Raw genomic sequence first — 18,294 nt, 5'->3', positions numbered from 1 at the left:
AAGTACATCCAATACAACATAACATTATAAACTAATAAATATGAAACAAATAAAATATCCTTCAAGAGAGCAGTGGACCGACATCCTGAGACGTCCCGCACTCAATACGGAGGACCTTTTTGATACGGTGCGCGGCATTATCAATCGTGTTCGTGCTGAAGGAGATGCAGCCGTGATAGAGTATGAAGCTACTTTTGATAAAGCAACTCTGACATCACTTGCTGTGACGGAGGCGGAGTTGGAAGAAGGCGTTGCTCTGGTCAGTGAAGAGTTGAAGGCAGCCATCTCTTTGGCTAAAAAGAATATTGAGACCTTTCATGCTTCACAACGTTTTGTAGGGCGTAAAGTAGAGACAATGGAAGGGGTGACTTGCTGGCAGAAGGCGGTAGGTATTGAGAAAGTAGGTCTGTATATTCCGGGAGGTACAGCACCGTTATTTTCAACAGTATTGATGCTGGCAGTTCCGGCCAGGATTGCCGGCTGTAAAGAGATTGTGCTTTGTACTCCACCTGATAAGAATGGAAAAATCCATCCGGCTATTCTTTTTGCAGCACAACTGGCGGGAGTAAGTAAAATATTCAAAGCCGGCGGAGTACAAGCTATTGCAGCTATGGCTTATGGTACGGAAAGTATACCTAAAGTTTATAAAATCTTTGGTCCGGGCAATCAGTATGTCACGGCAGCCAAACAGTTGGTTAGCTTGCGTGATGTTGCCATTGATATGCCGGCAGGTCCTTCGGAAGTAGAGGTCTTGGCAGATGATTCTGCCAATCCGGTATTTGTGGCTGCCGATCTGCTTTCACAGGCAGAGCATGGAGTAGATAGCCAGGCAGTACTGATCACAACTTCTGAGAAGTTACAGGATGATGTGATGAAAGAAGTGGAACGGCAGTTAGCGGAACTGCCGCGTCGTGAAATTGCGGAAAAATCTCTTGCCAACAGTAAACTTATTCTAGTGAAAGATATGGATGAAGCATTAGAACTAACTAACGAATATGCTCCTGAACATCTGATTATAGAGACGGAAAATTATAGGGAGATAGCAGAACGTGTAATCAATGCCGGTTCTGTGTTTCTTGGGGCGTTTTCGCCTGAAAGTGCCGGAGATTATGCTTCGGGAACCAATCATACGCTGCCAACCAACGGTTATGCAAAAGCATACAGTGGTGTAAGTCTGGATAGTTTTATCCGTAAGATTACATTCCAGGAAATCCGTCCGGAAGGTATGAAGGCTATTGGACCGGCTATCGAAATAATGGCAGCCAATGAACAATTGGATGCTCATAAGAATGCCGTATCTGTCCGCTTGGGAGATATCAATTGTAAATCGTAAAATAAATATCCGCATGAAAACATTGCAAGAATTAACCCGTCCGAATATCTGGAAGCTGAAGCCATACTCTTCAGCAAGGGATGAATATAAAGGGGCTACTGCCTCTGTGTTTCTGGATGCTAATGAGAATCCATATAATTTGCCCCATAATCGTTATCCGGATCCATTGCAGTATGAATTGAAAAAAGATTTGGGGAAACTTAAAAAAGCAGCTCCGGAGAATATCTTTCTGGGAAATGGTAGTGATGAGGCTATTGATCTTGTATTTCGTGCTTTTTGTGAGCCGGGTAAAGACAATGTAGTAGCTATTGACCCTACCTACGGCATGTATCAGGTATGTGCCGAGGTGAATAATGTAGAATACCGTAAGGTATTGTTGGACGAACATTTTCAGTTTTCGGCCGATAAGTTGTTGGCAGCCACAGATGACCGGACAAAGCTGATTTTTCTTTGTTCACCCAATAATCCGACGGGTAATGATCTGTTGCGTTCGGAGATAGAGAAGGTGCTGAACAACTTTGAAGGACTTGTAATACTGGATGAGGCATATAGTGATTTTTCGGAAGTTCCTTCTTTGCTTACCAGTCTGAAGGAATATCCCAATTTGGTGGTACTTCAAACGTTCTCTAAAGCATGGGGATGTGCTGCTATTCGCCTGGGTATGGCTTTTGCTTCGGAAGAAATTATTTCTATTCTTAATAAAATCAAGTATCCGTATAACGTCAATCAATTGACACAGCAACAAGCTATACAGATGTTACATAAACATTATGAGGTAGACCGTTGGGTGAAGGCTTTGAAGGAAGAACGAAAAGAGTTGGAAGATGCTTTTGCGGAATTGCCTTGCGTGCTGGAAGTGTTCCCTTCGGATGCTAACTTCTTTCTGGCCCGTGTGACGGATGCTGTGAAGATTTATAATTATCTGGTAGGAGAGGGTATTATTGTTCGTAATCGCCATAATATATCACTTTGCTGCAATTGCCTTCGCGTGACGGTAGGTACACGTGCTGAAAACGGAAAATTGGTAGAGGCATTAAAGAAATACGAATAATTATTGTAATAATGTGCCAATTAAATAATGTGCCAATATGCCAATTACCATGCGGCATATTTCTATAGCGTAGCCAATTGGCACATTGGCACATTATTACATTGGCATATTATTTAATTGACACATTATTACATTATCATTCCCATGAAGAAAAAAATATTATTTATTGATCGTGATGGTACGCTTGTTATTGAGCCTCCTGTAGATTATCAGCTTGATTCATTGGAGAAACTGGAGTTTTATCCTAAAGTGTTCCGTAATCTTGGCTTTGTTCGTTGCAAGCTCGATTTTGAATTTGTTATGGTCACCAATCAGGATGGTTTAGGGACCGATTCTTTCCCGGAAGCTACCTTTTGGCCGGCTCACAATTTAATGTTGAAAACTCTGGCGGGTGAAGGCATTACTTTCGATGATATTCTGATAGACCGTAGCTTTCCCGAAGAGAATGCCCCGACTCGTAAACCGCGTACCGGAATGTTGACTAAATACATTGATAATCCGGATTACGACCTGACAGGGAGTTTTGTGATTGGTGATCGTCCTACGGATGTAGAACTGGCCAGGAATCTGGGATGTCGTGCCATCTATCTGCAAGATTCTACTGAGTTACTGAAAGAGAAGGATTTGGAAAATGTCTGTGTACTGGCTACTACTGACTGGGATAAAATAGCCGAGTTTCTTTTTGCCGGAGAACGTAAAGCAGAGGTGCGGCGTACTACAAAGGAGACGGATATCCTTGTTTCTCTGAATCTGGACGGTAATGGTACTTGTGATATCTCTACAGGTCTTGGTTTCTTTGATCATATGTTGGAGCAGATAGGTAAACACTCTGGTATGGATCTCACTGTTAAGGTGAAAGGTGATCTTGAAGTAGATGAACACCATACTATCGAAGATACCGCTATTGCTTTGGGCGAATGTATTTATCAGGCATTAGGAAGTAAGCGGGGAATAGAACGTTATGGTTATGCTCTTCCTATGGATGATTGTCTTTGTCAGGTATGCCTTGACTTTGGTGGACGCCCCTGGCTGGTGTGGGATGCAGAGTTTAAACGCGAAAAGATAGGAGAGATGCCTACTGAAATGTTTCTCCACTTTTTTAAATCCCTGAGTGATGCTGCAAAGATGAATCTAAACATCAAAGCCGAAGGCCAAAATGAACATCATAAAATTGAAGGAATATTCAAAGCATTGGCTCGTGCGCTGAAAATGGCTTTAAAGCGGGATATTTATCATTTTGAACTTCCCTCAAGTAAAGGGGTGTTGTAGTAGTGATAAGTGATTAGTGATAAGTGATTAGTGATTAGTACGATGCAGCGTAATAGCGCAGCCCACTAATCACTACTCACTACTCACTACTCACTGTTTTTCAATTTCTTTCAGCCATGCTGCTGCCGAAGCATCACTTGGCATACGCCAGTCACCACGTGGACTGATAGAGATACTTCCTACTTTAGGACCGTCGGGCAAACAGGAACGTTTGAACTGCTGGTTAAAGAAACGGCGGAAGAAGATGAGTAACCATTTCTTGATCGTCTCTTCATCATATACTTCTTTGAATGCCAATGAAGCCAGCATGAATATCTTTGACGGACGAAAACCGAAACGCATGAAATAATAGAGGAAGAAATCATGCAATTCGTACGGACCTACCAAGTCCTCTGTCTTTTGTTTGATATCTCCATTTTCATCTGCCGGAATTAATTCGGGGCTGATAGGTGTGTCTACAATATCGAGTAGAGTAATACATGATGTCTCATCTACTTCGTTTTCTGCTACCCACTTTACCAGATATTTCACCAGGGTTTTAGGAACACTTCCGTTTACACCGTACATAGACATGTGATCGCCGTTGTATGTAGCCCATCCCAGAGCCAGTTCTGATAAATCACCTGTCCCGATTACCATTCCTCCTGTCTGATTGGCTACATCCATCAATATCTGTGTACGTTCGCGTGCCTGAGCATTTTCGTAAGTTACGTCGTGTACATTGATGTCATGGCTGATGTCCTTGAAGTGTTGAATACATGCTTCTTTAATACTGATTTCCCGTACAGTAATGCCGAGTGAGTTCATAAGAGAGATGGCATTGTGATAAGTGCGGTTGGTTGTACCGAAACCCGGCATGGTGACACCAATAATATTTTTGCGGGATAAGCCTAGTTTATCGAAGGTCTTGACACAGACAAGTAAGGCAAGTGTAGAATCCAGCCCGCCTGAGATACCAATAACGGCAGTTTTAGCGCCAGTATGTACAAGGCGTTGTGCAAGTCCTGCTACCTGTATTGAAAAAACCTCTTCACAGCGTTCATTCAATGCTGCCCCTTGTGGGACAAATGGATGCATCTCAAATGTACGTGTCAGGTTCAGTTCTTTGCTGTTTACAAACTCCGTAGCAATACGCACAGGCTTTTTATCTGCCGGAATATTTCCTTTACTTGCTGCAAATGTTGTGTTAATACGCCGTTCGGCACGCAGATGTTCTACATCTATTTCACTAATAACCAGTTGCTCTTCAAAGCTGAAGCGATCATTGTGTGCCAATTGGTTACCATTTTCATAGATAAGCCCGTTTCCAGCAAAGACTACATCGGTAGTAGATTCTCCGAATCCACAGGAAGAGAATACATATCCTGAAATACAACGTGCAGATTGTTGGCTGATAAGCGAACGGAGGTAACTGTTTTTACCTATCCCTTCATTGTCGGCAGAAAGATTAAATATGATTTCGGCCCCTTGTAGCGCAAGTGTTGAGCTTGGAGGTATGGTAGACCATAAGTCTTCGCATATTTCAATCCCGAAAATAGTGTCTGATGTTTCGAATAACAGATTTGTACCCATTGGGATGATTTGTCCGCAAAGTCGTACATTGGTTTCTGCTACTTGCAGGGCAGAGGTGAACCAACGCTGTTCGTAAAACTCTTTATAGTTGGGCAGATAGGTTTTGGGGACTACACCCAGTACTTTACCTTTCTGGATAACTACGGCTGCATTGATAACAGTAGAATTTACGATTACCGGCATTCCTAAAATAGAGATGATGTCCAGCTGGCGGGTATTATTTAATATTTGCATCAGTGCCATTTCTGCTTCTTCCAGCAAGAGCTGCTGGCCGAAAAGATCGCCACAGGTGTAAGCGGTAATACACATTTCGGGAAAGGTGATAATCTGTACTCCTTTGCCATCTGCAACTGCTATCAGGCTTTCGAGTTGTTTGGCATTGAAATTACAGTCCGCTATTTTAACGCGGGGCACTGCTGCCGCTACTTTTACAAATCCGTAGTTCATAATTGATAAATATTAAAATGTAATGTATTAACACATTATTATTTGCGTTGCAAAATTAGGAAATTGTTTTGATATATTCGTTTGATAGTATCTAAAAGGATATTCTAATTAATCTAATGCTTGCAGACTACGCCTTGTCTGCAAGGAGGCAAGGCGTAGTCTATATACCTCTTCCGGAAAACAACCTGATTGCACTTAAACTGGTATATTCTGACTACCTACTACCATAATCTGATTACTTGTAAAAAATGTAGCTATTTTTTATAAAATTTATTAGCCAATTATTTGCAGAAATAAAAGAAACCTTTATCTTTGCTTCAAATTTAAAATTGTAATGATTACAATTTTGTATAAATAGAGCCTATGAAGCCATATAACCGATTATTAGAGTACAACATAAAACCTTCCATGCAGCGTATTGCCATTATGGAATATCTGATGGAACATCGTACACATCCGTCGGCTGATGAAATATATACAGCTTTATCTCCCTCAATGCCAACGCTTTCGAAGACAACAGTATATAATACGCTAAAACTGTTTGCAGAGCAGGGGGCGGCTCTGATGCTCACTATTGATGAACGTAATGCTAATTTTGATGCAGATACTTCACCGCATGCGCATTTTATTTGTAAAAGGTGCGGAAATATATATGATTTGGAACTTCCTATTGAAATAAAGGAGGTTATAGGTCTGCAAATGGATGGGCATGAGATAACTGAAATGCATTACTACTATAAGGGTATTTGTAAGAATTGCTTAAAAAATATACGTATTGACTAATTAATTAAAATTAAAGACAAAATGAAGAAATTTAGATGTACTGTATGCGGTTACGTTTACGAAGGTGACGCAGCTCCTGAGAAATGTCCATTGTGTAAAGCACCTGCCAGCAAATTTGTAGAAGTGGTTGAAACTGAAGGTGGTGCACTTACTTTTGTTGACGAACACGTAATTGGCGTTGCCAAAGGTTGCGATGACGAAATGATTAAGGATCTGAACAATCACTTCATGGGCGAGTGTACAGAGGTTGGTATGTACTTGGCTATGAGCCGTCAGGCTGATCGCGAAGGTTATCCTGAAGTAGCAGAGGCTTTCAAACGTTACGCTTGGGAAGAAGCAGAACATGCTTCTAAATTTGCTGAGCTGCTGGGTGACTGTGTATGGGATACTAAGACTAACCTGGAGAAGAGAATGAACGCCGAAGCTGGTGCTTGCGAAGATAAAAAACGTATTGCTACCCGCGCTAAAGCATTGAATCTGGATGCTATTCATGATACTGTTCATGAAATGTGTAAAGATGAGGCACGTCACGGTAAAGGTTTTGAAGGACTTTACAACCGTTATTTCGGAAAGAAATAATAAATATATAGTTCACAAATGAAGAAAAGGCTTGTGTCTGTTTAACAGATGCAGGCCTTTTTTATTAAACTTTCTTAGAAAAAGATTGTAATCACTAAGATACGGTTATATTTGTGCATAAACTTTTAAAAACCACAGATTATGAGGAAAGTACAACTGCTATTATTGTGCCTGTTTATCTCAATGGCTACATTTGCTGCTGATAAAGTGATCCGGTTGCCTAAACCGAATTTGAACCGTAATAGTGAGGTGATGCAAGCATTTGCCAACCGTCATTCTACGCGTGAATATGCTGCGAAAGCGTTAACTCTTACTGATTTATCAGACTTACTCTGGGCTGCCAATGGTATAAATCGTCCGGAAGAAGGAAAACGTACAGCCCCTTCGGCGATGAACAAACAAGATGTAGATGTTTACGTAGTACTGCCTGAAGGTACTTATTTGTATGAAGCTAAAGCTCATCAGCTGAATCTGGTGGCTGAAGGAGATCATCGGGGAGCAGTGGCAGGAGGACAGGCTTTTGTAAAGTCGGCACCCGTTTCTTTATTGCTGGTTAGTGATTTGTCTCGTTTGGGTGATGCCAAGAATACCCATACTCAGTTGATGGGAGCTGTGGATGCAGGCATCGTTTCACAGAATATTTCAATCTTTTGTTCTGCGGCCAAACTAGCTACTGTACCACGGGCTTCAATGGATACTGCTAAATTGAAAAGTGTATTGAAACTGACTGATACTCAGTTACCATTGATGAATCATCCGGTAGGATATTATAAATAGTGATAAATGATTAGTGATAAGTGATTAGCTAGTTGCGTTATAAACGCTGATAGCACTAATCACTAATCACTAATCACTAATCACTAATCACTTTTCACTTATCATTTATCACTACTCACTGCTTCAACAAGAATTCGTCTATTGCTTTTTTGTAGGTGGCTTTATCTGCTGCACCACGGAAAAGTTGTGGCTCTCCATTCATTGGGATGAATACAAAGAGAGGAATACTTGTTGCATTAAACAAAGCTGCTAATTCCTTTTCTTTATCCACATTAACTTTATAAATTACGATCTTGCCGTCGTATTCCTTTGCCAGTGACTTCATGATAGGTGCTGTCATTCGGCAAGGACCACACCAGTCTGCGTATAAATCAATAATGGCAGGTTTATTACCTTTGTATTTCCATTCTTTGGTGTTCTCGTAATCAAATACATCCTTAATGAACATATCTTTATTCATTACGATTACTTCACCGCTTTTTACCTCTTTACCTTGTTGATCTGCATTTATCTTGCTTCCATCATTGAAAGCGTAAATAATTACGCTGACCATGACAAAAGCTACCATAGCTAATACCTTCTTCATTCTTAATTTTTATGTGAATACTGTTCAATAACTCCTGTTAATTCACTGGCGTGTATCATTCCGGAGTGACGCCATACAGCTTCTCCATTACTGAATAGTATGAATGTAGGTACGGCCTGTATACGGAATCTTGCTGCCAGTTGTTCATGTTGGTCCACATCAATCTTAGCGATGCGGGCTTTATCTCCTATCTTAGCTTTTACTTCTTCAAGAATTGGTTTCATTGCCTTACAAGGACCACACCATTCTGCAAAAAAATCTACTAAAACCGGGACCGGTGACTGTATTAATTCATCAAATTTTTCCATAATTTTCCTTTCTTAAAATGAATTGTCAGCCTCTTCGGGCTGCGAATATAATTACTATTTTAGATATATAACGCCGAAAAACTGATTTTGTTCATAAAATAGTAACTGTAAAGACATCAGCTTGTAATGTGAAATATGGACTTTTGCATATCGAAAAACTGAAATGTTATGCATTTACGCACGTATTATCCTACAGTGGTTCTTTCAGATATTCATCTGGGAACTCAGCACTCCAAAACAGAGGAGGTGACCCGCTTCCTTAAATCAATCAATTGTGACCGTCTGATATTGAATGGAGATATTATTGACGGGTGGCATCTGAAAAAAAGCGGTTTAAGTAAATGGAAGGCTAAACATACGGATTTTTTCAAAGTTATCATGAAGATGATGGAGAACTTCGGTACCCAGGTTATTTATGTTCGTGGTAATCATGATGACTTTCTTGATAATCTGGCACCACTGAACTTTTATAATATACAGATTGTTAAGGACTGCATCTACGAAAGTCACGGTAGACGTTATTATGTGACGCATGGTGACGTTTTTGATAGAATAACTACTCAAATGAAGTGGTTGGCTAAACTGGGCGATACCGGATATACATTTTTACTTTGGCTTAACAAAGTGTATAATGCCCGGCGAATGAAACAGGGAAAACCTTATTATTCACTATCCCAGTCTATCAAGAATAAAGTGAAATCAGCCGTTTCTTATATTTCTGATTTTGAAAAAGAACTGGTAATACTGGCAAAGGCCAGAAAGTGTGACGGAGTAATTTGTGGTCATATTCATCATCCTGCCAATACTTGTTATGGTGGAATTCATTATCTGAATTCCGGTGACTGGGTAGAGTCACTTTCAGCATTGACAGAAGATGAGGAAGGAAACTGGAGTGTGCGTTACTTTGATAATGTACTGACGCCGGAAAAAGAACAGGAAGAAGGGGAAACCAAACAAATAACAATAGCCTCATGAGATTTTTATTTATTGTTCAGGGAGAAGGGAGAGGACACCTTACACAAGCGTTGACTCTCGAAGATATGTTACGGCGCAATGGGCACGAGGTAGTAGAAGTGCTTGTGGGTAAAAGCTCGTCGCGTACTTTGCCGGGCTTTTTTAACCGGAATATAAAGGCTCCGGTGAAACGTTTTCTCAGTCCTAACTTTTTACCTTCGCCCGATAATAAACGTGCTAATTTGAAAAAAAGCTTAGCTTACAATCTTATACACTTACCGGAATATGTCCGTAGTATGTGTTATATAAACCAACGGATCAGGAAAACAGGGGCGGAAGTAGTAATCAACTTCTACGAACTTTTAACCGGGCTTACCTATATGTTCTTCCGTCCTTCTGTTCCGTACGTTTGTATTGGGCATCAGTATTTGTTTCTGCACCGGGAGTTTGAATTTCCGGAGAAAGATGTTGTTCAATTATTCATGCTGCGCCTCTTTACACGGATGACGAGCTTGAAAGCGAAGAAGCGTTTAGCTCTCTCTTTCCGTAAAATGCCCGAAGACAGAGAAAATAATCTTGTTGTAGTTCCTCCTCTACTCAGACAGGAGGTAATTGCTATTCGTCCCGAAACAGGAAATTATATTCATGGTTATATGGTCAATGCCGGTTTCTCTGATAGTGTGAAAGCTTTTCATTCTGTTCATCCGGAAGTACCTTTACATTTTTTCTGGGACAAGGCAGATACAGAGGAGGTGACTCGGATGGATGAGACGTTGAGTTTTCATCAGCTTGATGATGTGAAATTTCTTAATTATATGGCAGGATGTCGTGCTTATGCCAGTACCGCAGGCTTTGAGTCTATTTGCGAGGCCATGTATTTGGGTAAACCCGTATTGATGGTACCAGCCCATATTGAACAAGATTGCAATGCTTATGATGCAGCTCGTGCGGGTGCCGGTATTGTGGGTGACTCGTTTGCACTTGAACCCTTGCTTCGCTTTGCCGGCAAGTATTGTCCTAGTCGTGAATTTATTTACTGGGCACGTAGCAGTGAACGGCATATTATCTGTGAACTCGAAAATCTGATTGATCATCAGTCAGTAATAAATATACCAACACTTACTAATTATTTACCGATATGAAACTGGATAAAACAGATTATGTGCTTGAGCGTACATCTGATGGCGGTTATTACGCTTGGCTTGCCGTGAATATTCAATGTAATGCGTATGGAGATTCCCCTGAAGAAGCAGTCGATAATTTACAGCAATCAATGGAAGATTTGATTGATGAAATGTATCTGGTAGAAGAATTTATTTGACGGTTTATTACCTGTTACTCCTTAAAAAAGTATACCTTTGAAGGCATAACATGATACTTAATAAGGGTTAGCGACATTATGAATACATTTCCTTCCGGAATTAAATTTAAATATCCATGGCGAAATTATCAGGCGAGAGTTCTTGCCGAACTTGAAAACTTTCTGGATAACAACGCTTTGCATGTAGTAGCACCTCCCGGATCAGGAAAAACAGTACTCGGACTTGAGGTGATGTTACGAATCAATAAGCCTACTTTAATCTTAGCGCCGACTATTGCAGTACGCAATCAGTGGATCGATCGTTTCTGTGAACTTTTTCTGCAGACAGAGGTTATACCGGAGTGGATATCATGTGACATTAGACATCCTTCATTTCTTACTGTTTCAACTTATCAGGGGCTACATGCAGCCTGTAATGACTTTAAAGATAATTGTCGTTCGGGTAGTTGTATGAGGGAGATTGTCCGATTACTTCGTGAACAGGGAATACAGACCGTTGTTGTGGACGAAGCCCATCATCTGAAAAATGAATGGTGGACTACATTGATTAGTCTGAAAGAAGAATTGAAACCGACTCTTGTGGGACTGACCGCTACTCCACCTTATGATGTATCTGCCAATGAATGGCAACGTTATATTGAGTTGAATGGTCCGATTGATACAGAGATTACTGTTCCGGAACTGATTATCGAAGGAGACTTATGCCCTCATCAGGATTGTGTCTGTTTTTCGCGTCCTTCTGCCGAAGAATATAAAGTGATCGATAAATATCGCAATCAGGTATATGCGCTTTTTCAGGAGATCAAGCAAGATGAAGAACTGATTCGTGCCATGACTTCTCTGTCTGTATGGACTGAGCCGAATAAGAATCTCGACTGGATTTACAGTAATATGCCTTACTACTCTTCTTTACTTATATTTCTGAATACTGCCGGGCTCTCTGTTTCGTCCGAACATCTTGACGTTTTGGGAGACAAACATCCCGATTTTCCAGTCTTTGACTATCAATGGGCACAAGTATTACTTGAGTTTTATCTGCTGAAAGAAAGAGATAGGTTCACCGGATTTGAGAAACACCAGGAAGAACTTGAACACCGCTTACTACGTCATGGGGTAATGGAACATAGGCAGATAACTTTTTTGCAAAATAAAGAGATCACCTCATTGTTAGGCACCAGTATTGAAAAGCTGAATAGTATTTATCAGATTGTGAATTTTGAATATCGTCAGTTGGGACAAGGATTACGATTGGTAGTACTCACTGATTTTATTCGTAAAGAGTTTCTTGTCAATGCCGGGGAGAATACCCTTGAACTTAATAAGTTGGGGGTAATACCCATTTTTGAGAAACTTCGCAGAACGAACTCTGAACACATGAAAATAGGAGTGCTGACAGGGAGTATTATTATTCTGCCCGTTTCTGCCTGCGAGTTGTTTGAGGCTTGTGCAGAAAGCAGGGGAGTGACGAAACTTACTTATAATCCATTACCTTACGATACCGGATACATACAAGTGGCGCTGACTGAAGGGCTGAAAAACGATGTTGTGAAAATAGTGACGGATGTGTTTCAGAAAGGTGGTATAGAGATATTGATAGGTACTAAGTCGCTGTTGGGGGAAGGATGGGATGCACCGGTTCTGAATTCATTGGTATTGGCCAGCTTTGTCGGTTCTTTTGTGTTATCCAATCAGATGAGAGGGCGTGCTATTCGCGTGGAAAAGGGAAACAGAGAGAAAGCGAGTAATATCTGGCATTTGGTTTGTGTAGATCCCACAGTTTCAGATGGGGGAAATGATGTAGAAATGTTGAAAAGGCGTTTTCGCAGTTTTGTGGGAATATCTTATCTCGAAACAGGAGGTATCGAAAATGGAATTAGCCGGTTGGGATTGCCTGCTGACTTTTCCGATACAGAAGCCATAGATGCAGCCAATGACAGGGCTTTTCTACGTGCTTCTCAGCGTGAAAAATTGAAAGATCAGTGGGAACGGGCGTTGGGCAATGGTGTCAGTCTGGTAGAGGAAATAAAGATACCGCGTGATACAGAATGCAGGCATACACATGAATTGCAGCATTTGTATCTGAATCGTACTATATCTTATTTATTGAGCAGTCTTGCCTCCGGTTTATTGATGTTTGGTCAGGAAGTCTTGTATGGTTTGTTCAAAATACGTTTTCGGCGGGTGGAAGAGTTACAATTTGTGTTGGTGATTATAGGACTTGCCGGATTGTTTCTTTTCGGACGTGAAATGTGGAAGGCTTTCTGGTTGTACATCCGTTATCGGGATATATCAAAAGACATTCATAAGATAGGGCAAGCATTGGCATTGGCACTTGCCAGGGCAGGCGTGATAAAATCAGAGAAAGTGACTGTGGTTTCGGAACTCGATGAGGATGGTGCTGTGCTTTGCCATTTGGAAGGAGGTACGCGTTATGAAAAATCGATGTTTATTAATGCACTTTCAGAGCTTGTTTCTGTTGTGAATAGTCCCCGTTATCTTATTATTCGTAAAAGTCATTCTTTGTTTCACACGGCTCAGGTAGATTATCACTCTGTGCCCGAGTTGATAGGACGTAAAAAAGAGTGGGCCGCTTATTTGAGTACTCAATGGAGGAGATTGGTTGGAAATAACGAGTTGGTGTATACTCGTATACAAGATGGAAGGAAGATTTTATTGCAAGCTCGTATAAAATCTCTGGCAGCACAATTCGCTGATAAGTCGGAGACGGTGAGTAAATGGCGGTAGTAATAATGGTTCAATGTGCCAATGTGCTAATATGCTAATGTGCCAATATGCCAATGTGTCAATAAGCTGTGCAGTGTAATAGCGCAGCCCATTGGCACATTGACATATTGGCACATTATATAATTATTCTTTAATATCCAGCTCTTTGATTATATGTGAAGCTCCCGCATACTTTTCAATAATGAAGAGAGTATAGCGGATATCTACACAAGCGGCACGCTGAGAAGAGGGACGGAAGGCGATATCTCCTGTCAATCCTTCATAGTTACGGTCAAAGCCGGTACCTATCAGTTGACCTTTGCCATTGAATACCGGACTACCGGAATTTCCTCCTGTATTGTCAGTATCTACAATGAAGCAAACAGGCATTTCACCATTCTTCATAGCATAGCGTCCATAATCTTTTGCTTCGTATAATTGCTTCAACTTAGCGGGTACAACGAATTCCCAGTTATTAGGGTCTTCTTTTTCCATAGCACCTTTCAGAGTTGTATAATATTTGTATACTGCTCCGTCCGCCGGTTCATATGAGGCTACTTTACCATATGTCAGTCTCAGTGTAGAGTTGGCATCCGGATAAATAGGAATACCTGCTTCCTGACGCATATCCATCATACCTTTCACCCATACTTTGTGGGCAGCATCATAGTTTGTATTAGCATCATGCATTGCCAATGCTGTCTGCATCAATCCGTCGGTGATAGAATGTTTGAGCAGAATCATCCAGTCTTTGTCTATTTTGTTCAGGCTGGGTTTCTGAAGGAACTTTTCAAAATTCTCTTTATTTCCAAAGATAGAATACTTAAAGCAGGCATCTACAAATGCATCACTATCTCCTTTGAAACGGCTGTCTATCACTTTGAATATACTGATTCGCTGTTCCTGGGGTATATAGCCCATATAAGTTTTCAGCATTTGTTTACCTACCAGTTTCTCTACTTCGGGGAAAGGTACAGAAGCGAAATACTTTTCACCTGCGATTTTCAGTTCTTCAGTTGCCTTTTGAATTTCTTCTTTATTTTTTTTCTGTAATGCTGTTGACAGTGTTTTGGTTGACGGTATCTTCATAAAGTCCAGAGCTGTTACCAATGCTTCGTTGATGGCTTGTTGGTGATACATGGCGTCACGACGATGAGCAACGATAGAACGTATCTCGTCAAATGCTTTCTGGTAAGAATCATCTCCTTTATCACGTCCGCGAGCCAATAGTTGCTCTTGTTGTGCACGTTTCGTATCCAGTACTTTGAGACGGATTAACCCCTCGTTCATACCAATAGCATTCTTCCAGTAATTGGCGGATGAAGCATATTTACTGGCATAGTGAATGCGCACGGCAGGATCTTTCAACATTTGTTCCATTAATACTTCCTGACGGTCACCGCGTACATGCTGACGCATGAAGTTGGTGGTCTGCATACGTTCTTCTACCTCGTCGGAAATCATATAACGCCAGTTGCGTCCGGGGAATCCCATAACGAAAGTAAAGTCTCCTTCCTGTATTCCTGCAAGGCTGATTGTGAGATGTTTTTTCACTTTCAATGGAACATTGTCTTTGGAGTATTCAGACGGTTTACCGTCTTTATCTGCGTAGATACGAAACAAAGAAAAATCACCGGTATGGCGAGGCCACATCCAGTTGTCTGTATCAGCACCAAACTTACCGATGGAAGAAGGAGGGGCACCTACCATGCGGATATCACTGTACACCGTTTTAACAAAAAGATAATAACGGTTGCCTCCGTAGAAGGCTTTCAGTTCCAGTTTGGTTGCCGGGGTTACTTCGATATTTTCTGCTTTGGCAAAACGATCGGCTACTTTCTCCAGGTATTTGGGAGACAGGTAATTGGTACCTTCGGGATCTTTATCTATCTTCAATTGTTCGTTGACGTATGGTGTGACGTCCAGTATACGGTCGATAAAAGTAATTTTCAGTCCTTCGCAAGGAAGTTCTTCATCCCGGTTCATTGCCCAGAAACCATCTGTCAGGTAGTCGTGTTCCACACTACTGTGTTGCTGGATAGCACCATATCCACAGTGGTGGTTAGTCAATACTAATCCTTCTGCCGAGATAACCTCTCCGGTACAGCCGCCACCAAAGTGGACAACTGCATCTTTAAGTGCAATTCCATTAGGACTATATACTTCTTCAATCGGAATTTCCAGTCCGAGTTCTCTCATAACAGCAGCGTTCTGAGCCTGTAAGTCGGTCAGCATCCACATACCTTCGTCGGCATGTGCTGTAAGGGCCACAAGAGAGAGGGCAGCTATTAATAATTGTTTTTTCATTTATATATAATAATGTGCTAATTTGCCAATATGTCAATGTGCCAATTAGTTGCGCTGTTATGCTGAAGAGCAATTGGCACATTGGCATATTAGCACATTGAATAATTATTCTACAATTGTCATTTCATCAATTAAGTGTCCGCATCCGCCAAGTTTATCGAGGATGAAGAGAACATAACGGATATCCAGGTTGATACAACGTTGCAGGTCATTATCGAAATTGATATCCCCACTCAACGATTCCCAGTTGCCGTCAAAAGCACAACCAATCAACTCACCGTTCTCATTCAGCACAGGGCTTCCGGAATTACCACCGGTGATGTCATTGGTTGAAAGGAAGCAGACAGGCATATCACCATTAGGCATTGCATAACGTCCGAAGTCCTTCTTTTCGATCAGCTCTTTCAGTTTTGCAGGCACATTGAACTCGCGGTCTTCCGGGTTTTCTTTTTCCAGAATACCATCTGTTGTGGTATAGTATTTATAGAATACACCGTCTCTTGGGCTATAAGGCTTCACATTACCGTACGTCAGACGTAGTGTGAAGTTGGCATCCGGATAAGAAGGAACAGGGAGTTTCATTTCGCCCAGGCCACGGATATAGATCTTATGCAGTGAGTCCAGCTTTTCATCTTCAGCCTGAAGTGCTGATCTGAGTTCTATCAGTTTTTCATATTTTCCACGTGAATATTGAGTAGCCAGATCTTTTTGGATGGCTTTTACAGTTGGCTTTTTGATAAACTTATCAAAGTTAGCCTGGTTAGCCATAATAGAGGAGTCGTACATTGCATCAACGAACTTGTTATAATCTCCTTTATATTCTTTTTCAATCGTGTTGTAGAAGTTAGGGCGCTGTTCTGCCGGAATCATTTCAGCATAAAGCGGGAACAAAGCTTTGGCTACTTTACGATCTACTTCGTGGTCATAATCTTTGTCGTGAATCTTGGCAAAGACTTCTTTCAGAATTTTGATATTAGCGTTAACGGCAGAGTCATTCTTTTCTTCCAGTGCTTTTTCCAGTTTTTCCATGATCTGATAAGGACTTCCAAATTCAATGGCAGCAAAGAAAGCTTCTGTCAGGCAAGTACCTTGATAGGTGAGAGGAGCGGTAATGGCTATCGCATCATCAATTTCTTTCACTACATTCATGTAGGCTGCATTGTTTTTTTCTTTGGCAAATTGTGCAAAACGTGCTTCTTGTTCTGCTTTTGTACCCAGCACATCATTATCAATAATGGCTTTATTCATTCCGATAGAATTTTTCCAGTAATTGGATGAACCTGCATATTTGTTGGCATACTGGATACGGGTCTTATCACTAGCGTTCATTACTTCCTTCAATATGTTCAAACGAGCTGTACGTATACGAATACGTGGTTCGTTGATTGAGTTCATACGTTCTTTTACTTCCGAAACTGTGAGATAACGGCTGGTACTTCCGGGGAATCCCATAATCATGGCATAATCACCTTCTTTCAGTCCTTTCAAAGAGATAGAAAGATGTTTTTTGGTTTTCAAAGGTACATTGTCTGCACTGTATTCAGCAGGTTCGCCATTGGCATCTGCATAGATACGGAACATAGAGAAATCGCCGGTATGGCGAGGCCACATCCAATTATCCGTTTCACCACCAAACTTACCTACTGATGAGGGGGGAGCAGCTACCATACGTACATCCGGATATACCTTCTTATAAAACATGTAGAATTTGTTACCTGCATAGAACGGCAAAGCCTGTGGAACAATACCTGGCTTTTCATTCAGATCACTCTTTGCATAGAGATCTTTTGCAAGTTTATTAAGAAACTCCGGAGTAAAAGATTCAGCTTCTGTGATCTCTTTAGACTCTATCTTCTGGTTTACAAGATCTGTAATATCTTCAATTCGTTCGATAAATGTGAATTTTAATCCCGGAGTTGGTAATTCCTTATCTCTTGAAGTAGCCCAGAAACCGTCTGTCAGATAATCGTGCTCTACCGAACTATGCTGTTGGATAGACGAATATCCGCAATGGTGGTTAGTCAGGATAAGTCCTTCCGGCGAGATAATTTCTCCGGTACATCCACCACCAAAGATACCTACTGCATCTTTCAGAGATACTCCATTCGGGTTATAGAGATCAGTTGCTTCCAGCTTTAATCCCTGTTTTTTCATCATGTCGATGGAGTTTTGCTGCTGCATCAACTGTAACAGCCACATTCCTTCGTCCGCTTTAACGGAACAAACGATTAGCGCCATTAGCGCCAGTACATAAAGTTTTAGTTTATTCATCTTTTTGATTTA

General features: G+C 41.1%; 15 protein-coding genes. 10 read left to right on the top strand and 5 right to left on the bottom strand.

What is annotated here, in order from left to right:
- The first annotated feature begins 40 nt into the window (after positions 1-40).
- The 3 genes from hisD to hisB all read left to right on the top strand — a co-directional run bounded on the left by hisD (position 41) and on the right by hisB (position 3,653).
- The gene (hisD, locus tag HCG69_RS03245; protein ID WP_221648823.1) at positions 41-1,333 is read left to right on the top strand and encodes a histidinol dehydrogenase; all 1,293 of its coding nucleotides are present in this window, start codon (positions 41-43) and stop codon (positions 1,331-1,333) included.
- 13 nt (positions 1,334-1,346) lie between these two features.
- A complete protein-coding gene (gene hisC / locus HCG69_RS03240; RefSeq protein ID WP_221648822.1) occupies positions 1,347-2,384 on the top strand; it encodes a histidinol-phosphate transaminase in 1,038 nt (345 codons plus the stop codon).
- A 144-nt stretch (positions 2,385-2,528) separates the two neighbouring features.
- The gene (hisB, locus tag HCG69_RS03235; protein WP_221648821.1) at positions 2,529-3,653 is read left to right on the top strand and encodes a bifunctional histidinol-phosphatase/imidazoleglycerol-phosphate dehydratase HisB; all 1,125 of its coding nucleotides are present in this window, start codon (positions 2,529-2,531) and stop codon (positions 3,651-3,653) included.
- A gap of 90 nt (positions 3,654-3,743) precedes the next feature.
- On the opposite strand, the gene HCG69_RS03230 is transcribed toward hisB, so the two are convergent.
- A complete protein-coding gene (locus tag HCG69_RS03230) occupies positions 3,744-5,672 on the bottom strand; it encodes an NAD(+) synthase (protein WP_221648820.1) in 1,929 nt (642 codons plus the stop codon).
- Between the two features lie 363 nt (positions 5,673-6,035).
- On the opposite strand from HCG69_RS03230, the gene HCG69_RS03225 reads away from it, so the two are divergent.
- The 3 genes from HCG69_RS03225 to HCG69_RS03215 all read left to right on the top strand — a co-directional run bounded on the left by HCG69_RS03225 (position 6,036) and on the right by HCG69_RS03215 (position 7,811).
- Complete coding sequence (locus HCG69_RS03225) at positions 6,036-6,455, top strand: Fur family transcriptional regulator (protein ID WP_122202093.1); 420 nt, start codon at positions 6,036-6,038, stop codon at positions 6,453-6,455.
- A 21-nt stretch (positions 6,456-6,476) separates the two neighbouring features.
- Positions 6,477-7,034, top strand: a complete 558-nt coding sequence (locus tag HCG69_RS03220) for an NADH peroxidase (RefSeq protein ID WP_002561768.1) — start codon at positions 6,477-6,479, stop codon at positions 7,032-7,034.
- Positions 7,035-7,175: 141 nt separating this feature from the next.
- Positions 7,176-7,811 carry a SagB/ThcOx family dehydrogenase gene (locus tag HCG69_RS03215; protein ID WP_221648819.1) on the top strand — a complete coding sequence of 212 codons (636 nt, stop codon included), beginning with the start codon at positions 7,176-7,178 and terminating at the stop codon, positions 7,809-7,811.
- A 115-nt stretch (positions 7,812-7,926) separates the two neighbouring features.
- Here the strand turns inward: HCG69_RS03215 and HCG69_RS03210 are convergent, their stop codons facing one another.
- Positions 7,927-8,397, bottom strand: a complete 471-nt coding sequence (locus HCG69_RS03210; protein ID WP_221648818.1) for a co-chaperone YbbN — start codon at positions 8,395-8,397, stop codon at positions 7,927-7,929.
- A 2-nt stretch (positions 8,398-8,399) separates the two neighbouring features.
- Entirely contained in the window at positions 8,400-8,705 is a 306-nt protein-coding gene (gene trxA / locus HCG69_RS03205; RefSeq protein ID WP_007484901.1) for a thioredoxin, read from the bottom strand.
- A 168-nt stretch (positions 8,706-8,873) separates the two neighbouring features.
- Between trxA and HCG69_RS03200 the strand changes: the two genes are divergently transcribed.
- From HCG69_RS03200 to HCG69_RS03185, 4 genes are all read left to right on the top strand, one after another.
- Positions 8,874-9,680 carry a UDP-2,3-diacylglucosamine diphosphatase gene (locus tag HCG69_RS03200; protein ID WP_221648817.1) on the top strand — a complete coding sequence of 269 codons (807 nt, stop codon included), beginning with the start codon at positions 8,874-8,876 and terminating at the stop codon, positions 9,678-9,680.
- Positions 9,677-10,801: a glycosyltransferase family protein gene (locus HCG69_RS03195; protein ID WP_221648816.1), complete on the top strand. Its 1,125-nt coding sequence runs from the start codon at positions 9,677-9,679 to the stop codon at positions 10,799-10,801. Before HCG69_RS03200 ends, HCG69_RS03195 begins: the two co-directional genes overlap by 4 nt.
- The gene (locus tag HCG69_RS03190) at positions 10,798-10,980 is read left to right on the top strand and encodes a type II toxin-antitoxin system HicB family antitoxin (protein WP_002561762.1); all 183 of its coding nucleotides are present in this window, start codon (positions 10,798-10,800) and stop codon (positions 10,978-10,980) included. The genes HCG69_RS03195 and HCG69_RS03190 overlap by 4 nt, the downstream gene beginning before the upstream one ends.
- Positions 10,981-11,058: 78 nt before the next feature.
- Positions 11,059-13,725, top strand: coding sequence for a DEAD/DEAH box helicase family protein (locus tag HCG69_RS03185; protein WP_221648815.1), 2,667 nt, complete (start codon positions 11,059-11,061; stop codon positions 13,723-13,725).
- A 123-nt stretch (positions 13,726-13,848) separates the two neighbouring features.
- Here HCG69_RS03185 and HCG69_RS03180 read toward each other — a convergent pair whose 3' ends face one another.
- Positions 13,849-16,011 (bottom strand): S46 family peptidase, encoded by a 2,163-nt coding sequence (locus HCG69_RS03180; RefSeq protein ID WP_221648814.1) that lies wholly within the window; start codon positions 16,009-16,011, stop codon positions 13,849-13,851.
- A 105-nt stretch (positions 16,012-16,116) separates the two neighbouring features.
- On the bottom strand, positions 16,117-18,282 hold the full coding sequence (locus HCG69_RS03175; RefSeq protein ID WP_221648813.1) for a S46 family peptidase: 2,166 nt from the start codon (positions 18,280-18,282) through the stop codon (positions 16,117-16,119).
- Positions 18,283-18,294: the final 12 nt, after the last annotated feature.

The organism is Bacteroides sp. K03, from assembly GCF_019734355.1.
In the GTDB taxonomy this organism is placed as follows: domain Bacteria; phylum Bacteroidota; class Bacteroidia; order Bacteroidales; family Bacteroidaceae; genus Bacteroides; species Bacteroides nordii.
This window is presented reverse-complemented; position numbering and strand designations above follow the sequence as displayed.

Coding starts and splice junctions, on each gene's coding strand:
- HCG69_RS03215 (WP_221648819.1), top strand. CDS start 7,176: ATGAGGAAAGTACAACTGCTATTATTGTGCCTGTTTATCTCAATGGCT.
- hisB (WP_221648821.1), top strand. CDS start 2,529: ATGAAGAAAAAAATATTATTTATTGATCGTGATGGTACGCTTGTTATT.
- HCG69_RS03225 (WP_122202093.1), top strand. CDS start 6,036: ATGAAGCCATATAACCGATTATTAGAGTACAACATAAAACCTTCCATG.
- HCG69_RS03185 (WP_221648815.1), top strand. CDS start 11,059: ATGAATACATTTCCTTCCGGAATTAAATTTAAATATCCATGGCGAAAT.
- HCG69_RS03190 (WP_002561762.1), top strand. CDS start 10,798: ATGAAACTGGATAAAACAGATTATGTGCTTGAGCGTACATCTGATGGC.
- HCG69_RS03200 (WP_221648817.1), top strand. CDS start 8,874: ATGCATTTACGCACGTATTATCCTACAGTGGTTCTTTCAGATATTCAT.
- HCG69_RS03220 (WP_002561768.1), top strand. CDS start 6,477: ATGAAGAAATTTAGATGTACTGTATGCGGTTACGTTTACGAAGGTGAC.
- HCG69_RS03175 (WP_221648813.1), bottom strand. CDS start 18,282: ATGAATAAACTAAAACTTTATGTACTGGCGCTAATGGCGCTAATCGTT.
- trxA (WP_007484901.1), bottom strand. CDS start 8,705: ATGGAAAAATTTGATGAATTAATACAGTCACCGGTCCCGGTTTTAGTA.
- HCG69_RS03195 (WP_221648816.1), top strand. CDS start 9,677: ATGAGATTTTTATTTATTGTTCAGGGAGAAGGGAGAGGACACCTTACA.
- HCG69_RS03180 (WP_221648814.1), bottom strand. CDS start 16,011: ATGAAAAAACAATTATTAATAGCTGCCCTCTCTCTTGTGGCCCTTACA.
- hisC (WP_221648822.1), top strand. CDS start 1,347: ATGAAAACATTGCAAGAATTAACCCGTCCGAATATCTGGAAGCTGAAG.
- hisD (WP_221648823.1), top strand. CDS start 41: ATGAAACAAATAAAATATCCTTCAAGAGAGCAGTGGACCGACATCCTG.
- HCG69_RS03210 (WP_221648818.1), bottom strand. CDS start 8,397: ATGAAGAAGGTATTAGCTATGGTAGCTTTTGTCATGGTCAGCGTAATT.
- HCG69_RS03230 (WP_221648820.1), bottom strand. CDS start 5,672: ATGAACTACGGATTTGTAAAAGTAGCGGCAGCAGTGCCCCGCGTTAAA.